The sequence below is a fragment of the Immundisolibacter sp. genome, from assembly GCF_041601295.1.
In the GTDB taxonomy this organism is placed as follows: Bacteria; Pseudomonadota; Gammaproteobacteria; order Immundisolibacterales; family Immundisolibacteraceae; genus Immundisolibacter.
Window position 1 is genome coordinate 1 of sequence record NZ_JBFIII010000024.1, and the last position, 18,747, is coordinate 18,747.

An 18,747-nucleotide genomic window follows, 5' to 3' on the forward strand; every position below is an offset into this window, starting at 1 on the left:
GTCCCTTGCATTTCAATACCTTCTTCCTTCGCCATTCAGTACTCAGTTTGCCAATAGGGTAAACGCCGGATTGTATGCGGCCGGCAGGGGCGCCTCAACCTCAAGTGCCTTGTCGGCCCTGCGAGTTGGGCGGTACCGGTCCTGTTTCGGGGCCGGATGATTAGGTGGGTTGTCGTGCATTACGCCGCTGGCAGTCGCTATGCAGGCGGCCAGTCGGATTTTTCAACCATTCGCTGTCCATGCTGTGGCTTCAACGCTGCACAGCGTCCGCGCGGTTTCGCTGCGGCCCACCTGAAGAATGCAATGATGCATCGCGTCTGGCCGCGGAGTACCGGTCTGACGCTGGTTGCAGGTCTGTCCGGATTCCAAAGCGGCCAGGCATGGGATCGCTTTGACACACTGGGCGATGTCATGCGGGTGGGGGTCCACGCATCGCGTTCGACCGTGGGGTGACGATGGGCGTGTTTTGCCTAACCGTAACAGGCTGGCTACCCGCAAGGCTATATGGGGGTTACCTGTTGCGTCGCGAGGCCTGATCGACCGTCGGTACCGCATCACCGTTAGAGTAGAGCGTCTGGGCTGTCGATTCCGCCTTGCCACGCAAGACGGGGGCCATCTCACAGCTGTGTCAACCCGCGCATTCAGGCCGCGGCGGCGGCCTCGATGTAGGAAATCGGCAGATCCTGCTCAGACAGAAACGTTACGTGTTCATAGTTGCCGGGATCCGCCAACAACAGGCGCAGCAGGCGGTTATTGAGCGCATGGCCGGACTTGAACCCCGAGAAGGCACCAATCAGACTGCACCCCAGCAGATACAGGTCGCCAATGGCGTCCAGCACCTTGTGTTTCACGAACTCGTCGCGGTAGCGCAGACCGTCCTCGTTCAGGATGCGTGATTCATCCACAACCACCGCGTTTTGCACACTCCCACCGAGCACCAGGCCTTGGGAGCGCAAGGTTTCGATCTCGTGCATAAAGCCGAAGGTGCGGGCACGACTGATTTCGCGCAAGAACGCGGTCGACGAGAAATCCACCACGGTTTGTGCCGGCTTGGTTTCGAAAGCCGGGTGACTGAATTCAATCTCAAAGCCGACCCGAAAGCCTTCATAGGGCTCAAGGCGCACCCAGCGGCCCGCCTCGCGGGCCTCGACCGGTCGCAGCACGCGTAAAAATTGCTTGGGCGCTTCTTGCTTGCAAATACCGGCGGACTGGATCAGGAATACAAACGGTGCCGCTGAACCGTCCATGATCGGCACCTCCGGAGCATCGACGTCGACCAGGGCGTTGTCGATGCCCAATCCAGCCAGCGCTGACAGCAGGTGCTCCACCGTACTGACCCGCGCGCCGTCATGCTCAAGCGTGGTCGATAGACGGGTGTCGCCCACCGCTTCGGCCCGGGCCGGAATAATGACCGGGGGGTCCAGATCAACCCGACGAAATCGGATGCCGGTGTCGACCGGGGCCGGATGCAAAGCCAGTTGCACCCTGGCACCGGTGTGCAGACCAACGCCAGTCGCGCGGATCATGTTCTTGAGCGTACGTTGCCTGATCACCGGTTTACTGAGGTCCAATTTGAATGACAGGGAAAATTTCTTCCACCGTTGAACTGAGCTTCACCTTCTCCGGGCAGGCCGGGGCGTTACCCATTTAGTCTGCCTGACGGCGCAAGAAGGCCGGAATCTCCAGGTATTCCATGTCGCTGTCCCGAAACGGTTGAGTCGCGTCGCGTGGCCGTTCCTTGCGAATGACCGTGGGCTGGTCATACCGCTTATACGGGTCAGTGCCGGTGCGTACCACTTCCATTGGGCGCTCGGCATGGCGGTCAGCAGTAGTCGGCGCGGCAGATTTTCGGTCCAGACCCGTTGCTACCACGGTGACGCGCATCAGGTCGCTGAGTTCGGGGTCGATTACCGTGCCAATCACCACACAGGCATCCGGGGAGGCCAGCTCACGCACCACGTTGCCGACTTCTTCAAACTCGCCGATCGACATATCAAGGCCAGCGGTGATATTGACCAGAATGCCGCGGGCGCCGGACAGGTTAATGTCCTCCAGGAACGGGCTGCTGATGGCCGCTTCGGCCGCCTGGCGTGCCCGCCCGTCGCCGCTGGCGCTCGACGAGCCCATCATGGCCATGCCCATTTCCGACATCACGGTACGCACGTCGGCGAAGTCAACATTGATCAGCCCAGGGCGGGTGATCAGCTCGGCGATACCCTGAACCGCGCCTTGCAGCACCTGATTGGCGGCCTTGAAGGCCTCGATCAGGCGGAAGTTGCGATCCAGTTCGCTGACCAGCTTGTCGTTCGGGATGATGATCAGCGAGTCGACATGTTTGGCCAGGGCAGCAATGCCCTCATTGGCGATGTCGAGCCGCTTGCGGCCTTCAAAGCTGAACGGTTTGGTCACCACCGCCACCGTCAGAATCCCGAGCTCGCGGGCGATCTGCGCAATGATGGGCGCTGCCCCGGTGCCAGTGCCGCCGCCCATGCCGGCGGTGATGAACACCATGTCGGCGCCTTCAAGGGAGTCAGCAATCCGGTCCTTGTCTTCCATCGCAGCCTGAGCACCGATGGCCGGGTTGGCACCTGCCCCCAGACCCTTGGTAAGGCCGGTGCCCAGCTGCAACACGGTCCCGGCCGAGGTGCGGCCAAGCACCTGGGCGTCCGTGTTGGCGACGATGAAATCCACGCCATCAATCTGCTGCGCCAGCATGTGCTCGATGGCGTTGCCGCCACCGCCACCGACGCCAATGACCTTGATGACGGCGTTCTGTTCGGTTGGTTCCATAAGTTCAAACATGGATGTGGTGCCCTCGGTATGCTGTAGCTTACCGCGAGAACCCGTTGGTCCCCGCGTGAGAATCGTCGTGCGCTCGCTGCCCTTGCCTTTGCCTTTGCCTCTGTCGCCTAGAATCGTCATACGCCCCCCTGAAACCAGCTTTTGACCGTTGCCCAAATACCGTTGAAATTGTTGATGCTGCGCCTTGATGGCGCACGCGCCGCCCGTTGTTCGAACGCGTAAAGCAAAAGACCGACGCCGGTGGCGTGAATGGGGTTGCGCACCACATCCACCAGACCACTGACCCGATGCGGTAGCCCCAGGCGCACCGGCATATGGAAGATTTCCTCGGCCAGGTCTACCACGCCTTCCATCTTGGAACTGCCGCCGGTCAGCACCACGCCGGCAGCGATCAGATCCTGAAAACCGCTGCGCCGCAGCTCCGCCTGGACCAAGCGCAGCAACTCCTCATAGCGTGGCTCGACGACCTCGGCCAGGGTTTGTCGGGACAACCGCCGCGGCGCGCGGTCACCGACGCTCGGTACTTCGATGCTCTCGTCGGCGCCGGCCAGCTGGCGCAGCGCACAGGCATACTTGATCTTGATTTCCTCGGCGAACTGGGTCGGGGTGCGCAGCGCCACGGCGATATCGTTGGTGACCTGGTCGCCGGCAATCGGAATAACTGCGGTATGCGCAATCGAGCCGCCGCTGAACACCGCGATGTCCGTGGTACCGCCTCCGATGTCCACCAGGCACACGCCCAGTTCCATCTCGTCGTCGGTTAGCACGGAATGGCTTGACGCCACTTGTTCGAGCACCAGTTCGTCCACTTCCAGGCCGCACCGGCGCACGCACTTGACGATGTTCTGCATGGCGCTGACGGCGGCGGTGACGATATGCACGCGCGCTTCCAGGCGTACACCGGACATACCGACCGGCTGGCGGATGCCTTCCTGTTCGTCAATAACGAACTCCTGCGGCAGCACATGCACGATGCGCTGGTCCATCGGGATGGCCACCGCCTTGGCGGCGTCCAGGACGCGGTCAACATCGGCCTGCGTGACCTCCCGATCACGGATGGCGACAATGCCGTTGGAGTTGATGCTGCGGATGTGGCTTCCGGCGATGCCGGCGTATACGGAATGAATCTGGCAGCCGGCCATCAGCTCGGCCTCTTCCACTGCGCGCTGCATTGAGGCCACCGTGGATTCGATGTTCACCACCACGCCTTTTTTCAGGCCGCGTGAAGGATGGGTGCCCAGACCGATGATCTCGACCTCGCCTTCAGGCGTGATCTCGCCCACCAGGGTGACGATCTTGGAGGTGCCAATGTCCATGCCGGCAATCAGCCGCTTGTCAGGTTTCTTGCTCATAGGTCCATGATCTTGCGGTTAGGTTCCAGCGCCGCCTTGAAGCGCACGGCAAAGCCGTCGCCATAGCGCAGGTCGACGGATTCCAGGGGTGGCGCAACGCCCACCAAGCGGCTGCGGTAAATGGCTGCGAAGCGTTGCAGGCGGCCGGTCACCTCCTTGCGGCCAGCAATGATGGTGAGGTCGTCAGCCAGACGAATGCGCAAGGCGCCCCGGGCGTCGCGATGTATCTCGCGAATCGGTGCCAGCCCCTCGAGCAAGCGACCGAAACGCTGGTAGTCGGCAAACAAGCGCTTTGGTTTGGCGCCTGGCGGGCCGACCAGCAGCGGCAGGTCTGCCGACCCGGGTACGGAAGCGGCAAATACCTCGCCATTATCGCCGAGCAGGCCATCTTCTCCCCAGCGTGCAATGGCACGACGACCGACGATTTCCACTACCAGTTTGTCGGGCCATACCCGACGCACCAACGCTTCCTTGACCCACGGCTCATCACGCGCGGCGGCGCTGACAGCGGCCACGTTGACACCGAAAAAGCCCCCCGCGGCGGCGGGCAGCAGGCGCAGCTCAAGGGCGCTGCGGTCGATATGGTCCAGGTCACCGGTGATTTCCACCATGGTGAGTGGAAAGCGGGATGGGTCGCTGAGCCATACGACGGCCTTGTTGGCGCCAACGGCTGCGCTTGCCAGTACCAGGACCAACCCGAGGCGGCGCAACCAGACCCAGATCTGGCGCGCGGTGGTGACCACCTGCGACAGGCGCTCCTGCAGCGTCGGCGGTCGCACGCGCGCACCGCGTCGGTGTGCGTGCGCGGTGCGCGGCCGTTGTCCCCCGACGCCGAGCGACTGGTACAAGGGACGCGGATCGGCGGCGGCCCTAAACATCGGCCCCTTCCCCCACCCCAAGTAGACGCGGAGGGCCCTGCGGCAGACGCAGACTGGTGTCCAGAATCGCCAGCATCAGGCCGGAGAAGTCCAGGCTCACCGCCCGCGCGGCCATCGGCACCAGAGAGTGGTCGGTCAATCCGGGTACGGTATTGACTTCCATGACGTACGGCGCGCCCGAGTGGTCCAGTAGCAGATCCACCCGTCCCCAGCCGTGACAGTCCAGCGCCAAAAAGGCGTCCACAGCAAGTTGTTGCAGTGCCTTTTCCTGTGTCGCCGGCAGGCCGCAGGGACACAGGTAGCGGGTGTCATTGGCCAGATACTTGGCTTCGTAGTCGTAGAAGGTGCGGGGTGTTTCAAGCCGAATAGCCGGCAGTACGACGGACCCCACAATGCCAACGGTGTACTCGCCGCCGCCGATGTAGCGTTCGACCAGTACCTGCGGGTCGTGTGCCGCTGCCGTAGCCACCGCGGCGGGCAACTCCGCGGCATGCACGACCATGCTCATGCCAATACTTGAACCCTCGCGTGAGGGCTTGACCATCAGCGGCAGCCCAAGCCTTGCAACCAGGGCGTCCCAATCACTGTCGGGGCCAGCCACCGCGTAGTCCGCGGTCGGCAACCGGCAGCTTTGCCATACCTGTTTGGCGCGTACCTTGTCCATGGCTAGCGCCGAGCCAAGCACGCCACTGCCGGTATACGGGACACCGATCCAGTCCAGGGCACCTTGCAACGTGCCGTCCTCTCCGCCACGGCCGTGCAGGGCGATGAAAGCCCGGTCAAAACCACCACTGGCGAGCCGCGACAGCAGATCGCCGGCAGCTGTATCGATACCGACCGCGGCGACACCTGCCTGCTCAAGCGCGGCGAGTGCCGCGCTACCGCTTTTAAGCGATATCTCGCGCTCGGCCGAGTTGCCGCCCAGCAGCACCGCCACCCGCCCATAGTCGGCTGGCGCGCGCATCAGGCGGGTTCCCCCAGGCGCCGAACTTCGGGCTGCAGGCGAATGCCACTGGCTGCTTCGACCCGTGCCTGTACTTCGTCGATCAGTGTCTCGATGTCAGCCGCGCGCGCGCCGCCGAGGTTAACAATGAAGTTGGCGTGCAGCAGCGACACCTGCGCCTTGCCGCGGGTGAGCCCTTTCAGCCCCGCGGCCTCGATCAGGCGCGCGGCAAAGTCGCCTTCCGGGTTGCGAAACACGGAGCCGGCATTGGCCTGACGCAGCGGCTGGGTAGCAGCGCGCCGACGCAGCAGGGCATGCACGGCGGCCTGCACCTGCTGCGGTGGGGCGGCGCTGAAAGCAAAGTCGGCGGCGAGGAAGCATTCTTCCGCCGGACCCTGGACGCTGCGGTAGCCGATGCGGTAATCCGTCGGCAGACGCTGATGCAGCCGGCCCTGACGATCCACCGTCAGCACCGCCTGCACGCGCTGCCAGGTTTCCCCGCCGTGAGCCCCGGCATTCATGGCCAGCGCCCCGCCAACGGTGCCGGGTACGCCGGCCAGAAACTCACCGCCCGCGAGCCCGGTCCGGGCACAGTGTTGCGCCAGCTTGGCGCAGGGTCGTCCAGCGCCGGCGCGAAGCTGATTGTCCGGGAGTGGCTCAATGCCGGCGAAGCCACGGCCTATGCACACGACTGCGCCGCGAAAACCGCCATCGCGCATCAGCAAGTTGCTGCCCAGGCCGAGCCACAGCACGGGCAGTGCAGCCGGTAGCTCAGCCAAGAACGCTTGCAGGTCCGCGACATCGCGGGGCTCGAAGTAGACATCGGCCGGCCCACCCACGCGCCAACTGGTATGGCGCGCCAGCGGTTCATGGTGGCGCAGGCGCGAGCGCGTGACTTGGGTGGCGGCGTTCAAGCGGCCTCCCGCAACTGAGCCGCCAGCGATGAAGCCGTCTGACCTATGCTGCCGGCACCCAGTGTGATCACCACGTCGCCGTCCCGCACTATCGCGGCCAGGTTCTGCTGCAGATCGGCCAGATGTTCGACAAATACTGGTTCCAGCCGGCCGCGGCCGCGGATGGCGCGCGCCAGCGCACGGCCGTCGGCACTGGCGATCGGTGCCTCGCCGGCGGCATATACCTCACACAGCAACAGAACGTCGGTGCCGGTCGACAGCACCGCCGCAAAGTCGTCCAGAAGGTCACGCGTGCGGGTGTAGCGATGCGGCTGGAACACGGTTAGCAAGCGCCGGTCGGGGAAGGCGCCGCGCAGCGCTTCGAGCGTCACCTGAAGTTCCCGCGGGTGGTGGCCGTAGTCGTCGACCAGTGTGATGCGTTTGCCCGCCAGGGCGCCGTCGGCAAGGTGCTGCAAGCGCCGGTCGATGCCGGCGAAGCCATCCAGCCCTTCGGCGATAGCGGCATCGTCAACACCCACCTCGCGCGCGATGGCGATGGCGGCCAGCGCGTTCTGCACATTGTGCCGCCCGGGCAGGTTCAGCGTGACCGGCAGGGGTGCATGGTCGTGGCTGCGTGCCGTGAAGTGCATGCGCAGACCCTGCTGGCGCACATCGTCGGTGTAAAGGTCGGCCTCGGACGTGAGTCCGTAGGTCAGGACTGGACGGCCGATCTGGGGGCGTAGCTCCTGCAGGCCGGCATCGTCGTGGCACAGCACGGCCAGGCCATAGAACGGCATGCGCTGCAGGAACTCGACGAAGGCACGGCGCAGACGGTCCGGATCGCCGCCGTAGGTCTCCATGTGGTCCTGGTCGATGTTGGTGACCACCGCCAGGATCGGCGTCAATTGCAGGAAGGACGCGTCCGACTCGTCGGCCTCCACCACCAGATAACGCCCACCGCCCAGGCGTGCGCCACTGCCCAGCGCGTTGACCCGGCCGCCGATGATGAAGGTCGGGTCCAGTCCGCCCTGCGCCAACAGGTGCGCGACCAGGCTGGTGGTGGTGGTTTTGCCGTGGGTGCCGGCGATGGCGATGCCATCCTTGAAACGCATCAACTCGGCCAGCATGGTGGCACGCGACACCACCGGCACGCTGTGCGCGCGGGCGGCGGTCACTTCCAGGTTGTCGGGCGGCACGGCACTGGACACCACGACCACGTCGGCACCGGCGATATTGGCTGCCTCGTGACCGTGCAGAACCCGTGCACCGAGGCTGCGCAGGCGCTCGGTTGCCGGGCCGGTGCCAAGGTCGGAGCCGGACACCTGGTAGCCCTGGTTCAGCAAGACCTCGGCGATGCCGCTCATCCCGATGCCGCCGATGCCGACCAGGTGAATGTGCTTGACCCGGTCACGCATGGGCGAGCTCCAGGCAGGCGCTCGCTACCCGCCGCGCAGCCTCTGGTTGTGCCAGTCGGCGCGCCGCCTGCGCCATGCCAAGGCGCGGCATTGGATCGGCCAGTAACGGTTTAAGCAGTTCCGCCAGGCGCTGCGGATTCAAGTCGCGCTGAGCAATCAGGATCGCGGCGCCGGCGTCAACCAGATACTGGGCATTGGCGGTCTGGTGGTCGTCGGCCGCGTGCGGGTACGGGACCAGCAAAGCGCCCAGCCCTACTGCGCACAGTTCCGCTATGGTCAGCGCCCCGGCGCGGCAGATGGCGATGTCTGCCGCGCCGTAGGCAGCTGGCATGTCATCGATAAATCCGTCGACCTTGGCCGGGATGCCGCGTGCGGCGTAATCTGCGGCCACCTGCTGCGTATGGCGTTCACCCGCCTGGTGTCGCACCTGCGGCAGGGGTAGACCAGCCTGTGCCACCAGCGCGAGTGCCGCGGGCACTGCCTGGTTGATGGCGTGTGCACCCTGGCTGCCGCCCAGCACCAGCAGGTGCGGTGGGTTGCCAGGGCGCTCACTTGGCGTCGCCAGGGAAAACAAGGTGCTGCGCACCGGATTGCCGCTGAACTCGGCCGGCCGGCCACCCAGGCGCAGTCCTGGAAAGCCCGCGAGTACACGCTGTGCGAAGCGTGCCAGCAGGCGATTGGTCAATCCCGGGCGGGCGTTCTGTTCGTGAATGAGCAATGGCTGGCGCAACAAAAAGGCCGCCAGACCACCGGGTCCGGCGGCATAGCCCCCAAGTCCCAGCACGACGTCCGGTCGTAGCCGACGCAATAAACGGATGGCTTGGCCAAGCGCTCGCAACAGGGTGAACGGCGCCGTGAGGTAGCGCCCGAGGCCCTGATTGCGCAGTCCGGCCACGGGCAGGGTGAACAGCTCGATACCCGCCGTCGGCACGGCACGCGCTTCAAGGCCGGCGGCGGTGCCGAGCCAGCTCACGCTGTGACCCTGCGCGCGGAGTTCTTCGGCCACCGCCAGGGCTGGCATCACGTGCCCCCCGGTGCCACCGGCCATGATGAGCACCCTCATGACCGGCCCCGCCGGGCCGGGCCGGTCATGCCGGGGGCACCGCTGACGCCGCGACGGGCACGCTGTTCGTGGTCGATACGCAGCAACAGCGCGATCTGCAGGCAGCTCATTACCAGGCTGGTGCCGCCGTAGCTCATCAACGGCAGCGTCAGGCCCTTGGTGGGCAGCACGCCCATGTTGACACCGAGGTTCACGAAGGCCTGAAAGCCGAGCATGAGGCCGATGCCGTAGGCCATGAGCGCGGCGAATCCATCGCCGTTGGCGGCTGCATTGCGGCCTATGGCAAATGCCCTCACCACCAGAAAGCTGAACAGGCCGATGATGCCGAGTACCGCCAACAGGCCCAGCTCTTCGGCGACCACGGCGAGCAGGAAATCCGTATGCGCTTCCGGCAGGTAGAACAGCTTCTGCACGCTGTTGCCCAGTCCTACCCCGGACCAGCCACCGCGCCCGAAGGCGATCAGTGCCTGGGTGAGCTGAAAGCCGGCGCCGAAAGGATCCTGCCAGGGGTCCAGGAAGTTGGTCAGTCGCGCCATGCGGTAGGGTGCGGCCACCGCCAGCGCGGCGATGGCCATCGCCCCGGTGGCTAACGCCGCGATGATGTAATGCCAGCCCACCCCGTACAGGAACAACAGACCGCCGGTGGCAGCGGCCAGCACCACGAAACTGCCAAAGTCGGGCTCGGCCAGCAGTAACACGCCGACGATGCCAAGACCGACCAGGATCACGCCCATGCGCTCGCGCAACAGTTCCGGCGTGTCGGCTTCCGAAAGGCGGGCGGCGGTAAACATCAGGAAGGCCAGTTTGGCGAATTCCGACGGCTGCACCCGGACGCCGCCGAAGCCCAGCCAGCGGGAAGCACCATTGACCTCAATGCCTACCCCAGGCACCAGAATCAGCAACAACAGGAAGGTGGCTGCAAGGACCATGGCCCCGGCCAGCCGATGCCACAGGATGAGCCGGGTCTGACTGACCAGATAGCCGATAAATACGCCGACGCCCAGGTAGGTCGCCTGCCGCTGCAGGTAGTACTCGCTGTTGCCCAGGTTCTGCGCAGCGATGGTGATCGAGGCCGAATACACGGCGACCAGCCCTACCAGGCTGAGCAATGCCGCCACCCCCAGAAGGCCCAGGTCCCATTCCGCCGGGCCGCGCAGGCCGGCCGCTGTCGGCGCGGGACCACGGATTGCCTCAGCAAGCCTAGGCATCGTGGACACCGCGCGAGAATGCCCGTAATGCGCCCGCAAAAGCCTCACCACGGTCGGCGTACCCCGCGAACATGTCAAAGCTGGCGCAGGCCGGCGAAAGCAGCACGCCATCGCCAGGCTGCGCCAACGCTGCCGCCGTGGCGACGGCCGCATGCATGTCTGTAGCGTGCTGTGTAGGCACCACGCCGGCTAGGGCACGGTCCAGGCTATCTGCGGCTTCGCCGATCAGCACCGCTGCCCGTCCATGGCGGGCCAGGGCCGCGCGCAGCGGCGCAAAATCCTGACCCTTGCCCTGACCGCCGAGGATGAGCACAAGCCGTTGGCTGGGACGCTGTGGTGCCAGGCCTTCCATGGCCGCCAGGGTAGCCCCGACGTTGGTGCCTTTCGAGTCGTTGTACCAGGCAAGTCCTGCGTGATCGCCCAGCCATTCGGTGCGGTGGGGCAAGCCGGCGAAGGCCGCCAGTGCTTCAAGGACGTCCGCCACGGGCACCCCTAGCGCGCCGACCAGCGCCAGTGCCGCCAGTGCATTGGCAATATTGTGCCGGCCTGGCAGGCGCAGCGCGGCAACGGGCAACAGCGGGCTTGTGCCACGTGCCAGCCAGGAGGTTCCGGCGACCTCAAGCAGCCCGAAATCGGCCTCGCCGCCAGGGGTGCCCAAACCAAACCAGATCACTGGCTGGTTGGTGGCAAGCGAGTCCGCCATCGCCGCCACGGCGGGGTCATCGCGGTTGAGCACTGCCACTGTGGCGCCGGTAAGCACGGATGCCTTGGCGGCACTGTAGGCAGCGAAGCTGCCGTGGCGGTCCAGGTGATCGGCGCTCAGATTCAAGACGCAGGCACCGGCGGGGCGCAGGCTGTGAGTGCGCTCCAGCTGAAACGAGGACAGCTCCAGGACATAGGCGTCAGGAGCTGGCCTGGCCAGCAGATCGAGCGCCGGAGTGCCCAGGTTGCCGCCAACCGCGACCCGGCGGCCGGCACCCTCCAGCAGGGCCCCGACCAGAGTCGTGACGGTGGACTTGCCGTTCGAACCGGTGATCGCGAGCACGGGATGTGCGGCGGCGCGGGCGAATAGCTCGATATCGCCGAGCAGGGGTACACCGCGCGCGGCGGCGGCGCGCAGGGCCGGTTCATCGAGGCTCAGACCCGGACTGACCACGATCTGGTCCACGCCGACAAAAGCCGCGTCGGGCCAGTTGCCCAGAAATATCCGCTCCGCGGGTAACAGGGTATGCAGCTGGTCCAGCCCCGGCGGCGCGCTGCGGGTGTCGAGCACGACCACCTCGCAGCCCTGCGTCTGCAGGTAGCGTACGCAGGACAGCCCGCTGGCACCGGCGCCCACTACCAGCATGCGTGTTGTCAGTTGCTGTGCCACGGCGCCCATGTCGTCAACGGATCTTCAAGCTGGCAAGGCCGACCAGCACCAGGATGAAGGTGATGATCCAGAAACGCACGATGACCCGTGGCTCCGGCCAGCCCTTGAGTTCGAAGTGGTGGTGCAACGGCGCCATGGCGAACACGCGCTTGCCGGTCAGCTTGAACGACGCCACCTGCAGCATCACCGACACCGTTTCCATCACGAACACGCCGCCCATGATGAACAGCACCAACTCCTGGCGTATCAGCACCGCCACCGTGCCGAGGATAGCGCCAAGTGCCAGTGCGCCGACGTCGCCCATAAACACCTGCGCCGGGTAGGTGTTGAACCACAGAAAGCCGAGCCCGGCACCGACGATGGCGCCGCACACGATGGCAAGCTCCCCCGCTCCGGGCACATACGGCAGACCCAGATAGCGCGCCATCACCTGATGCCCGGCCACGTAAGCGAAGATGCCAAGCCCACCCCCGACCATCACCGTGGGCATGATCGCCAGCCCATCCAGGCCGTCGGTCAGGTTCACGGCATTGCTCGAGCCGACGATGACCAGCAGGCTGAACGGTACGAATAGCCAACCGACCTGAAGCGTGAGGTCCTTGATGAAGGGCACGATGTAGGTGGTTTCAGCCGGTAGTTTGGCAACCGCAAATATGGCGAAGGCCGCTACCGCGCCAACCAGTACCTGGCCGAGGAACTTGTGACGGGACTTCAGACCCTTGGAGTTGCGGTGCGTGACTTTCAGGTAGTCGTCCAGCCAGCCGATCAGGCCGGTGGCCAGCGTGACCGCCAGTACCAGCCATACCTTGAAGCTGCGAAGGTCGGCCCACAGCAGCGTGGTGACAACGATCGCCAGCAGAATCAGCGCACCGCCCATGGTCGGTGTGCCGGCCTTGACGTGATGCGATTGTGGGCCGTCGAGGCGCACGTGCTGGCCCAGGCGCAGCGCCGTCAGGTAGCGGATCACTGGGCCACCGGCAGCCAGTGAGATGCCGAGCGCGGTCAGCGCCGCCAGTACGGTGCGCAGGGTGATGTAGCGAAACGCGTTGAAGCCACTCACTTCGGCTGCCAGCCAGTCAAACAGGTGATACAGCATCAGTGCAGCGCACCCGGCGGCGTGACGGCGAAGGCCTGTACCACCCGCTCCATGCCGGCACTGCGCGAGCCCTTGATGAGCGCCGTGACGCCAGGTCGCAGCAAGCTGGTCAGGGCGTCAAGCAACTGTGGCAGTTCGCGGCATGGGAGTGCATCGGAGCCGAAGGCCGTCGCGGCTGCCACCGACAATGGCCCCAGCGTCAACAGACGATCAATGCCGGCCGCGCGGGCCGCGGCGCCACACGCGGCGTGCAGTGCCAGCGCCTGGTCGCCAAGTTCGCCCATGTCGCCGAGCACCAGTATCCGCTCGCCGGGTAGCTCGGCGAGGACGTCGATTGCCGCCTGCACCGACAGCGGATTGGCGTTGTAGCTGTCGTCGATCAGCCGCGCGCCAGCGCTGGCTGGCACCGGAAACATGCGCCCCGGCAGCGGCGCCACGCTGGCAAGTCCCGCGGCAATTTCAGCCAGGGGCCGGCCGATGGCCAGTGCGGCCGCGGTCGCGGCCAGCGCGTTTTGCACGTTGTGCCGGCCAAGCAGGCGAAGGTGGGTGTGCTGGGTCCCCTGCGGGGTGTGCAGTTCGATCTGCGTACCGTCGGCCGCCAGGGTATAGGCGGCGCTGATCTGGGCCGGCTGGGCGAGGCCGAAGCTCACGACTTGCCGCGAGCCCGCGAGCTGCCGCCACAGCGGCAGGTAGGCATCGTCGGCGTTCAGCACCGCGATGCCGGACGCCGGCAGGTACTCAATGAGTTCGCCCTTGGCGCGCGCCACCGCCGCCACGCTGCCGAGGCCGGCAAGGTGCGCCGGGCCGGCGTTGGTGATGAGGCCCACGCCCGGTTGCGCCAGTCGCGTCAGGTGGGCGATTTCCGCGACCTGGCTCATGCCCATCTCGACCACCGCCGCGCGGTGCGTGCCTCGCAACTCCAGCAGGGTCAGCGGCAGGCCGATGTGATTGTTGCGGTTGCCGTGGGTGGCGAGCACCGAGCCGATACCGGCCAGCGCACACGCCAGCAGTTCCTTGACGCTGGTCTTTCCAGTGCTGCCGGTTACGGCGAGCACGGGTATCTGGAATCGTGCTCGCCAGGCCGCGGCCAGCTGGCCGAGTGCTGTGAGCGGGTCGGCGACCACCAGGCACGGCAACCCTGGATCAGCGCGCTGCACCAGCGCGGCAGCGGCGCCGGCTGCGGCAGCGGCGGCAAGGTAGTCGTGACCATCGAAACGCGGCCCATTGAGCGCCACGAACAGCTCGCCCGGGCGCAGGCTGCGGCTGTCGGTGGCGACACCGCAAAACTCCCCGGCCGGCCGGTTGGCAGCCCCGACAATGGCGGCGGCCTGGGCCAGCGACATCACGGCCTGCCCTTGAGCGCCGCCTGGGCGCACTCGAAATCGCTGAACGGCAGGCGTTGGCCGGCGACGACCTGGTAACGTTCGGCGCCCTTGCCCGCGATCACCACCACATCCCGCAGATCCGCGCCGTGCACGGCGTGTCGGATGGCGGCGGCGCGGTCGTGAATGAGTTCGACACCGTCACGGCTGGGCATGCCGGCGAGGATCGCAGCGGCAATGTCGGCTGGCGCCTCGCCCCGTGGGTTGTCGTCCGTAACCACGACCTGGTCGGCCAGACGCGCGGCCAGTTCACCCATCAGCGGTCGCTTGGCGGCGTCGCGTTCACCACCGCAGCCAAATACGCACCACAGGCGCCCGCCGCTGGGCAAATGTTCCCGCAGCGCCTGCAGCACCGCCTGCAAGGCCGGCGGGTTATGGGCGTAGTCGATGACCACCAGCGGCGCGCCTGGCTGGCGCAAGGTCTGCATACGACCGGTAACCGGCGAGAGGGCTATGAGTTTGTCGATGGCATCGGCGAATGGCACATCGGCCAGCAGCAGCGTGCCCAGCACCGCCAGCAGGTTGTACAGATTGAATTCGCCCAGCAGGGCACTGGCGAAGTGCGCCTGGCCCTGGGGACTGTCGATTTCGACCATCAGGCCGCCAGGGCGTGCCACGGCGCTGCCGCGCAGGTCCCCCTTGCGGATGCCGTAGGTCAACAGGCGCACATCCGGCGCCAGGGCCGCCGTGATGCGGTCCACGTAGTCGTCGTCGGCGTTGACCACCGCGGCTCGCAGGCCGGGACTGGCAAACAGGCGGGCCTTGGCCGCCACATAGTCATCAAAGTCGCGGTGGTAGTCGAGATGATCGTGGCCGAGGTTGGTGAACACCGCGGTGTCGAAATGCGTGCCGGCAATACGCTGCTGATGCACAGCGTGTGACGACACTTCCATGGCGACATTACGGGCGCCGTCGTCCCGCAGGCGGGCCAACCAGGCTTGCAGCGCCAGGGCGTCGGGTGTGGTGTGGGTGGCGGCTTCCAGGCGGCCGGGGAAACCATTGCCCTCGGTGCCGAGGATGCCGCAGCGGGGCAGGGCCTGGGCCAGGAAGTGACTGCACGAGGTCTTGCCATTGGTGCCGGTAATGCCAATACAGGTGAGCCCCTGCGAGGGCTGTCCGTGAAATCGGGCCGCGATCGGGCCCTGCTGGCCGGCCAGATCGGACACGGCCAGCACCGGTACCTGAGGATGGGTCGTGAGTGTTTCGGAGGCGTCCACCAGTACCGCCGTGGCACCGGCGGTGACTGCCTGGTCGAGGTAGCGGGTTCCCGAGGTACGTTGACCCGGCACGGCCATGAACAGATCGCCGGCACGAACCGCGCGGCTGTCGTTACTCAAGCCGGTAATCAGCAGGGTCCCCGCCGGGCCGGGGTCGCACCAGCCCGCCAGCAGCTCAGCGAGCGGAATGGAAAAAGGCTCCGCGTTGCGCGCGGGCATCACAGGTTTCGCCCCGCCGCCTGAAGCAGGCCAGGTGCCGGTCCGGGCGGAATGATTGGCGCGGCGGGCGTTGCGTCGGGCGCCACGCCGAGCAGGCGCAGGGCGCCGGCCATCACACTCTGAAATACCGGGGCCGCCACCTCGCCGCCGTAGTAGGCACCACCTTGCGGATCGCGCAGGCTGACCAGTAGCGCCAGGCGCGGGTTGCTGACCGGCGCAAACCCGGCAAAACTCGCCAGGTAGCGGCTGCGATCGTAGCCGCCGCCACTAGCAATATGGGTAGTGCCAGTCTTGCCCGCGATACGGTATCCGGCCACTGCCGCCTTGGTGGCCGTGCCGCCCGGGCCCACCACGCCCTCGAGCATGGCGTTGACCTGGGCTGCGATGTCCGCTGGCAAGGCGCGCGTGCCGGCAGGCACATCGGCCGGGGACAGGGCGAGGAAGCTCACTGGTCGCAACAGGCCGCCGCTTGCCAGCGTGGCGTACGCGCGACCGAGCTGCAGTGCGGTGGTCGATACGCCATAGCCAAAGGCCATGGTTACCTGCTCCACCCGCCGCCAGCTTTGCGCCGAGCGCAGCAGGCCATTGGCTTCGCCCGGAAAGCCAGTGCTGCTCGGCTGACCGAAGCCGAAGTGCGAGAAGGTCTCCCACATTTGCGCGGGGGTCATGGACAGGCCGATCTGCGCTGCGCCGACGTTGCTTGATTTGCGGATCACGCCCGCCATGTCGAGCGAGCCGTAGTTATGCACATCACGCACGGTGTGGTTGGCGACCCGAAAATAGCCGGGAGAGGTGTTGATGATGGTGTGGGGATCGAAGCTGCGGTGGGCCAACGCCGCCGCCACCGTGAACGGTTTGACGGTGGAACCCGGCTCGAATGGGTCCGTGACCGCGCGGTTACGTCGGCCGTCGGGGTTACGGTCGTTGTGGTCGTTGGGGTTGAAGGTCGGCTGATTGACCATTGCCAACACCTCGCCGGTGCCCACATCCAGCATCACCGCCATGCCGGAGGCGGCCTTGTGGCGTACCACGGCGGCTTTCAGTTCGCGGTAAGCAAGGTATTGGAGGCGTTTGTCGATGGAGAGCTTCAGGTCCTTGCCGGGCTGTGGCGGGGCGATGACCTCCAGTAGCGCCACCCGTCGACCGCGAGCATCGCGCATGATGCGTTCGCTGCCGGGCGTGCCACGCAGGTGTTCGTCGTAGGCAAGTTCCAGGCCCTCCTGGCCGCGGTCGTCGATATCGGTGAAGCCGACTACCTGACCGGCGGCCTCGGCCAGCGGGTAGTAGCGTCGGTAGCCGCGCTGGCTGTAGACACCCGACAGCTTGAGCGCCAGGGCCGCCTCAGCCATCTCCGGCGGTACCGAGCGGCGCAGGTAAACAAACTTCTTGTCGGCCCGCGCTGTGACGTTGGCGCTGATCCGCGCCAGATCGACGTCGAGCACGCGCGCCAGTTCCCCCCAGCGCGCGCGTTCGGGCAGAAAATCTGCCGGCACTACCCAGATGGAATCGACCGGAGTGCTGATGGCGAGTGGTTCGCCGTTGCGATCCAGCAGCATTCCGCGGTGGGCACTCATCGGCACCGTGCGCAGCGAACGGGCATCGCCCTGATCGGTTAGGAACTTGGTATGCAGGATGTGCAGGTATACCGCCTGCGCCATCAGTGCTCCGCCGACCAGCAACAGCAGGCCCAGCGCAAGGTAGTGGCGCGGCTGCGAGAATGAGGTGCTCATCGGTGCACCTGGGCGATTTCCTGCGCGTGTGGCAACACCATGTGCAGCTCGTCGCGCGCCTTGCCTTCGACCCGGGCGTGGGTGGTCAGCGTTGCCTCTTCCAACAGCAGGCGGCTCCATTCGCCGTCCAGACGGTCGCTCTCATGCTGCAGACGGCTCAGCTGTGCGATCAGGTTGCGCTCCCGGTGTTTCAACTGCACCACCGCCAGGGATGACCCGACTGCGGCCAGCACCAGCACGATCAGTAATAGATACCCGGTCCGCTCAAGCATGGGCCGGTACCGGCTGGGTGTTCGGTCGCCGCTGCGCCACGCGCAGGATGGCGCTGCGGGCACGCGGGTTGCTGGCAAGTTCGGCCTGGCCGGCCTTCTTTGGACCACGCACCAAGGCCAGTGTGGGGATGGCTTCGGCGCCCTCGAAGCGCCCAGCGTGCAGGCGCATGAAACGTTTGACGATGCGGTCTTCCAGCGAGTGAAAGCTCAGCACCACCAGCCGACCGTCCGGTGCCAGTACCGCGTGTGCCTGATCCAGCCCGGCGACCAGATCTTCCAGCTCCCGATTGACGGCGATGCGCAGGGCCTGAAAGGTACGCGTGGCAAAGTGCTTATGCTGTTCGCGTCGCGGCGTTGCACCGCGCACCAGCTCGACCAGTGCGTTGGTATCAGCCAGCGGCGCTTCGCCGCGACGGGCAACCACGGCGCGAGCGATACGGCGGGCGTAGCGCTCCTCGCCGTAGTCGCGCAGCACCCGCGAGATCTCCAGTTCGCTGGCGTCCTGCAGCCACTGCGAGGCGGTCGGCCCGCTGCTGGTGTCCATGCGCATGTCAAGCGGCCCCGGCCGGCTGAAGCTAAAGCCCCGACTTGGATCGTCAAGCTGGATGGACGACATGCCCAGGTCGAAGAGCACGCCTGCAATCTGTCCGCGCAGGCCCAGCGCGTCCACGAACTCGCCAAGCCGCGCAAAGCTGCCATGGTGCACGCTGACACGTGGGTCACCGGAGAATTCGCTCAGGGCGCGTGCCACCGCCGCCGGATCTTTGTCGATCAGCAACAGTCGCCCGCCCGGTCCTAGCGCGGACAGCAGCGCGCGCGCGTGGCCGCCGCCGCCGAAGGTGGCATCCACGTAACAGCCGCTCGCTTGGATTGTCAGGCCTTGCATTACCTCATCCAGCATCACC

Annotated in this window: 16 protein-coding genes; all 16 read right to left on the reverse strand. The window is 66.1% G+C overall.

The features are described 5' to 3' along the window. Nucleotides 1-641: 641 nt before the first annotated feature. Nucleotides 642-1,553 (reverse strand): UDP-3-O-acyl-N-acetylglucosamine deacetylase, encoded by a 912-nt coding sequence (gene lpxC / locus ABZF37_RS04805; protein WP_372717336.1) that lies wholly within the window; start codon nucleotides 1,551-1,553, stop codon nucleotides 642-644. A 94-nt stretch (nucleotides 1,554-1,647) separates the two neighbouring features. Beyond that, nucleotides 1,648-2,802, reverse strand: a complete 1,155-nt coding sequence (gene ftsZ, locus ABZF37_RS04810) for a cell division protein FtsZ (protein ID WP_372717338.1) — start codon at nucleotides 2,800-2,802, stop codon at nucleotides 1,648-1,650. A gap of 116 nt (nucleotides 2,803-2,918) precedes the next feature. Beyond that, nucleotides 2,919-4,154, reverse strand: coding sequence for a cell division protein FtsA (gene ftsA / locus ABZF37_RS04815; RefSeq protein ID WP_372717340.1), 1,236 nt, complete (start codon nucleotides 4,152-4,154; stop codon nucleotides 2,919-2,921). Next, a complete protein-coding gene (locus ABZF37_RS04820; RefSeq protein ID WP_372717342.1) occupies nucleotides 4,151-5,032 on the reverse strand; it encodes a cell division protein FtsQ/DivIB in 882 nt (293 codons plus the stop codon). The genes ftsA and ABZF37_RS04820 overlap by 4 nt, the downstream gene beginning before the upstream one ends. Beyond that, nucleotides 5,025-5,996, reverse strand: a complete 972-nt coding sequence (locus ABZF37_RS04825) for a D-alanine--D-alanine ligase (RefSeq protein ID WP_372717344.1) — start codon at nucleotides 5,994-5,996, stop codon at nucleotides 5,025-5,027. The genes ABZF37_RS04820 and ABZF37_RS04825 overlap by 8 nt, the downstream gene beginning before the upstream one ends. Then, nucleotides 5,996-6,889, reverse strand: coding sequence for a UDP-N-acetylmuramate dehydrogenase (murB, locus tag ABZF37_RS04830; protein ID WP_372717346.1), 894 nt, complete (start codon nucleotides 6,887-6,889; stop codon nucleotides 5,996-5,998). The genes ABZF37_RS04825 and murB overlap by 1 nt, the downstream gene beginning before the upstream one ends. Continuing rightward, entirely contained in the window at nucleotides 6,886-8,283 is a 1,398-nt protein-coding gene (murC, locus tag ABZF37_RS04835; RefSeq protein WP_372717349.1) for a UDP-N-acetylmuramate--L-alanine ligase, read from the reverse strand. The genes murB and murC overlap by 4 nt, the downstream gene beginning before the upstream one ends. Then, nucleotides 8,276-9,346, reverse strand: coding sequence for an undecaprenyldiphospho-muramoylpentapeptide beta-N-acetylglucosaminyltransferase (murG, locus tag ABZF37_RS04840; RefSeq protein ID WP_372717351.1), 1,071 nt, complete (start codon nucleotides 9,344-9,346; stop codon nucleotides 8,276-8,278). Before murG ends, murC begins: the two co-directional genes overlap by 8 nt. Then, a complete protein-coding gene (gene ftsW, locus ABZF37_RS04845; protein WP_372717353.1) occupies nucleotides 9,343-10,554 on the reverse strand; it encodes a putative lipid II flippase FtsW in 1,212 nt (403 codons plus the stop codon). The genes murG and ftsW overlap by 4 nt, the downstream gene beginning before the upstream one ends. Continuing rightward, a complete protein-coding gene (murD, locus tag ABZF37_RS04850) occupies nucleotides 10,547-11,935 on the reverse strand; it encodes a UDP-N-acetylmuramoyl-L-alanine--D-glutamate ligase (RefSeq protein WP_372717356.1) in 1,389 nt (462 codons plus the stop codon). The genes ftsW and murD overlap by 8 nt, the downstream gene beginning before the upstream one ends. Nucleotides 11,936-11,939: 4 nt before the next feature. Then, nucleotides 11,940-13,022: a phospho-N-acetylmuramoyl-pentapeptide-transferase gene (gene mraY / locus ABZF37_RS04855; RefSeq protein ID WP_372717358.1), complete on the reverse strand. Its 1,083-nt coding sequence runs from the start codon at nucleotides 13,020-13,022 to the stop codon at nucleotides 11,940-11,942. Beyond that, the gene (gene murF, locus ABZF37_RS04860) at nucleotides 13,022-14,365 is read right to left on the reverse strand and encodes a UDP-N-acetylmuramoyl-tripeptide--D-alanyl-D-alanine ligase (protein WP_372717360.1); all 1,344 of its coding nucleotides are present in this window, start codon (nucleotides 14,363-14,365) and stop codon (nucleotides 13,022-13,024) included. The genes mraY and murF overlap by 1 nt, the downstream gene beginning before the upstream one ends. Then, nucleotides 14,365-15,840 (reverse strand): UDP-N-acetylmuramoyl-L-alanyl-D-glutamate--2,6-diaminopimelate ligase, encoded by a 1,476-nt coding sequence (locus ABZF37_RS04865; protein WP_372717362.1) that lies wholly within the window; start codon nucleotides 15,838-15,840, stop codon nucleotides 14,365-14,367. The genes murF and ABZF37_RS04865 overlap by 1 nt, the downstream gene beginning before the upstream one ends. Continuing rightward, complete coding sequence (locus ABZF37_RS04870; RefSeq protein WP_372717365.1) at nucleotides 15,840-17,570, reverse strand: peptidoglycan D,D-transpeptidase FtsI family protein; 1,731 nt, start codon at nucleotides 17,568-17,570, stop codon at nucleotides 15,840-15,842. Before ABZF37_RS04870 ends, ABZF37_RS04865 begins: the two co-directional genes overlap by 1 nt. Next, the gene (gene ftsL, locus ABZF37_RS04875; protein WP_372717367.1) at nucleotides 17,567-17,842 is read right to left on the reverse strand and encodes a cell division protein FtsL; all 276 of its coding nucleotides are present in this window, start codon (nucleotides 17,840-17,842) and stop codon (nucleotides 17,567-17,569) included. Before ftsL ends, ABZF37_RS04870 begins: the two co-directional genes overlap by 4 nt. After that, nucleotides 17,835-18,746, reverse strand: coding sequence for a 16S rRNA (cytosine(1402)-N(4))-methyltransferase RsmH (gene rsmH, locus ABZF37_RS04880; protein WP_372717393.1), 912 nt, complete (start codon nucleotides 18,744-18,746; stop codon nucleotides 17,835-17,837). The genes ftsL and rsmH overlap by 8 nt, the downstream gene beginning before the upstream one ends. Between the last annotated feature and the right edge of the window lies 1 nt (nucleotide 18,747).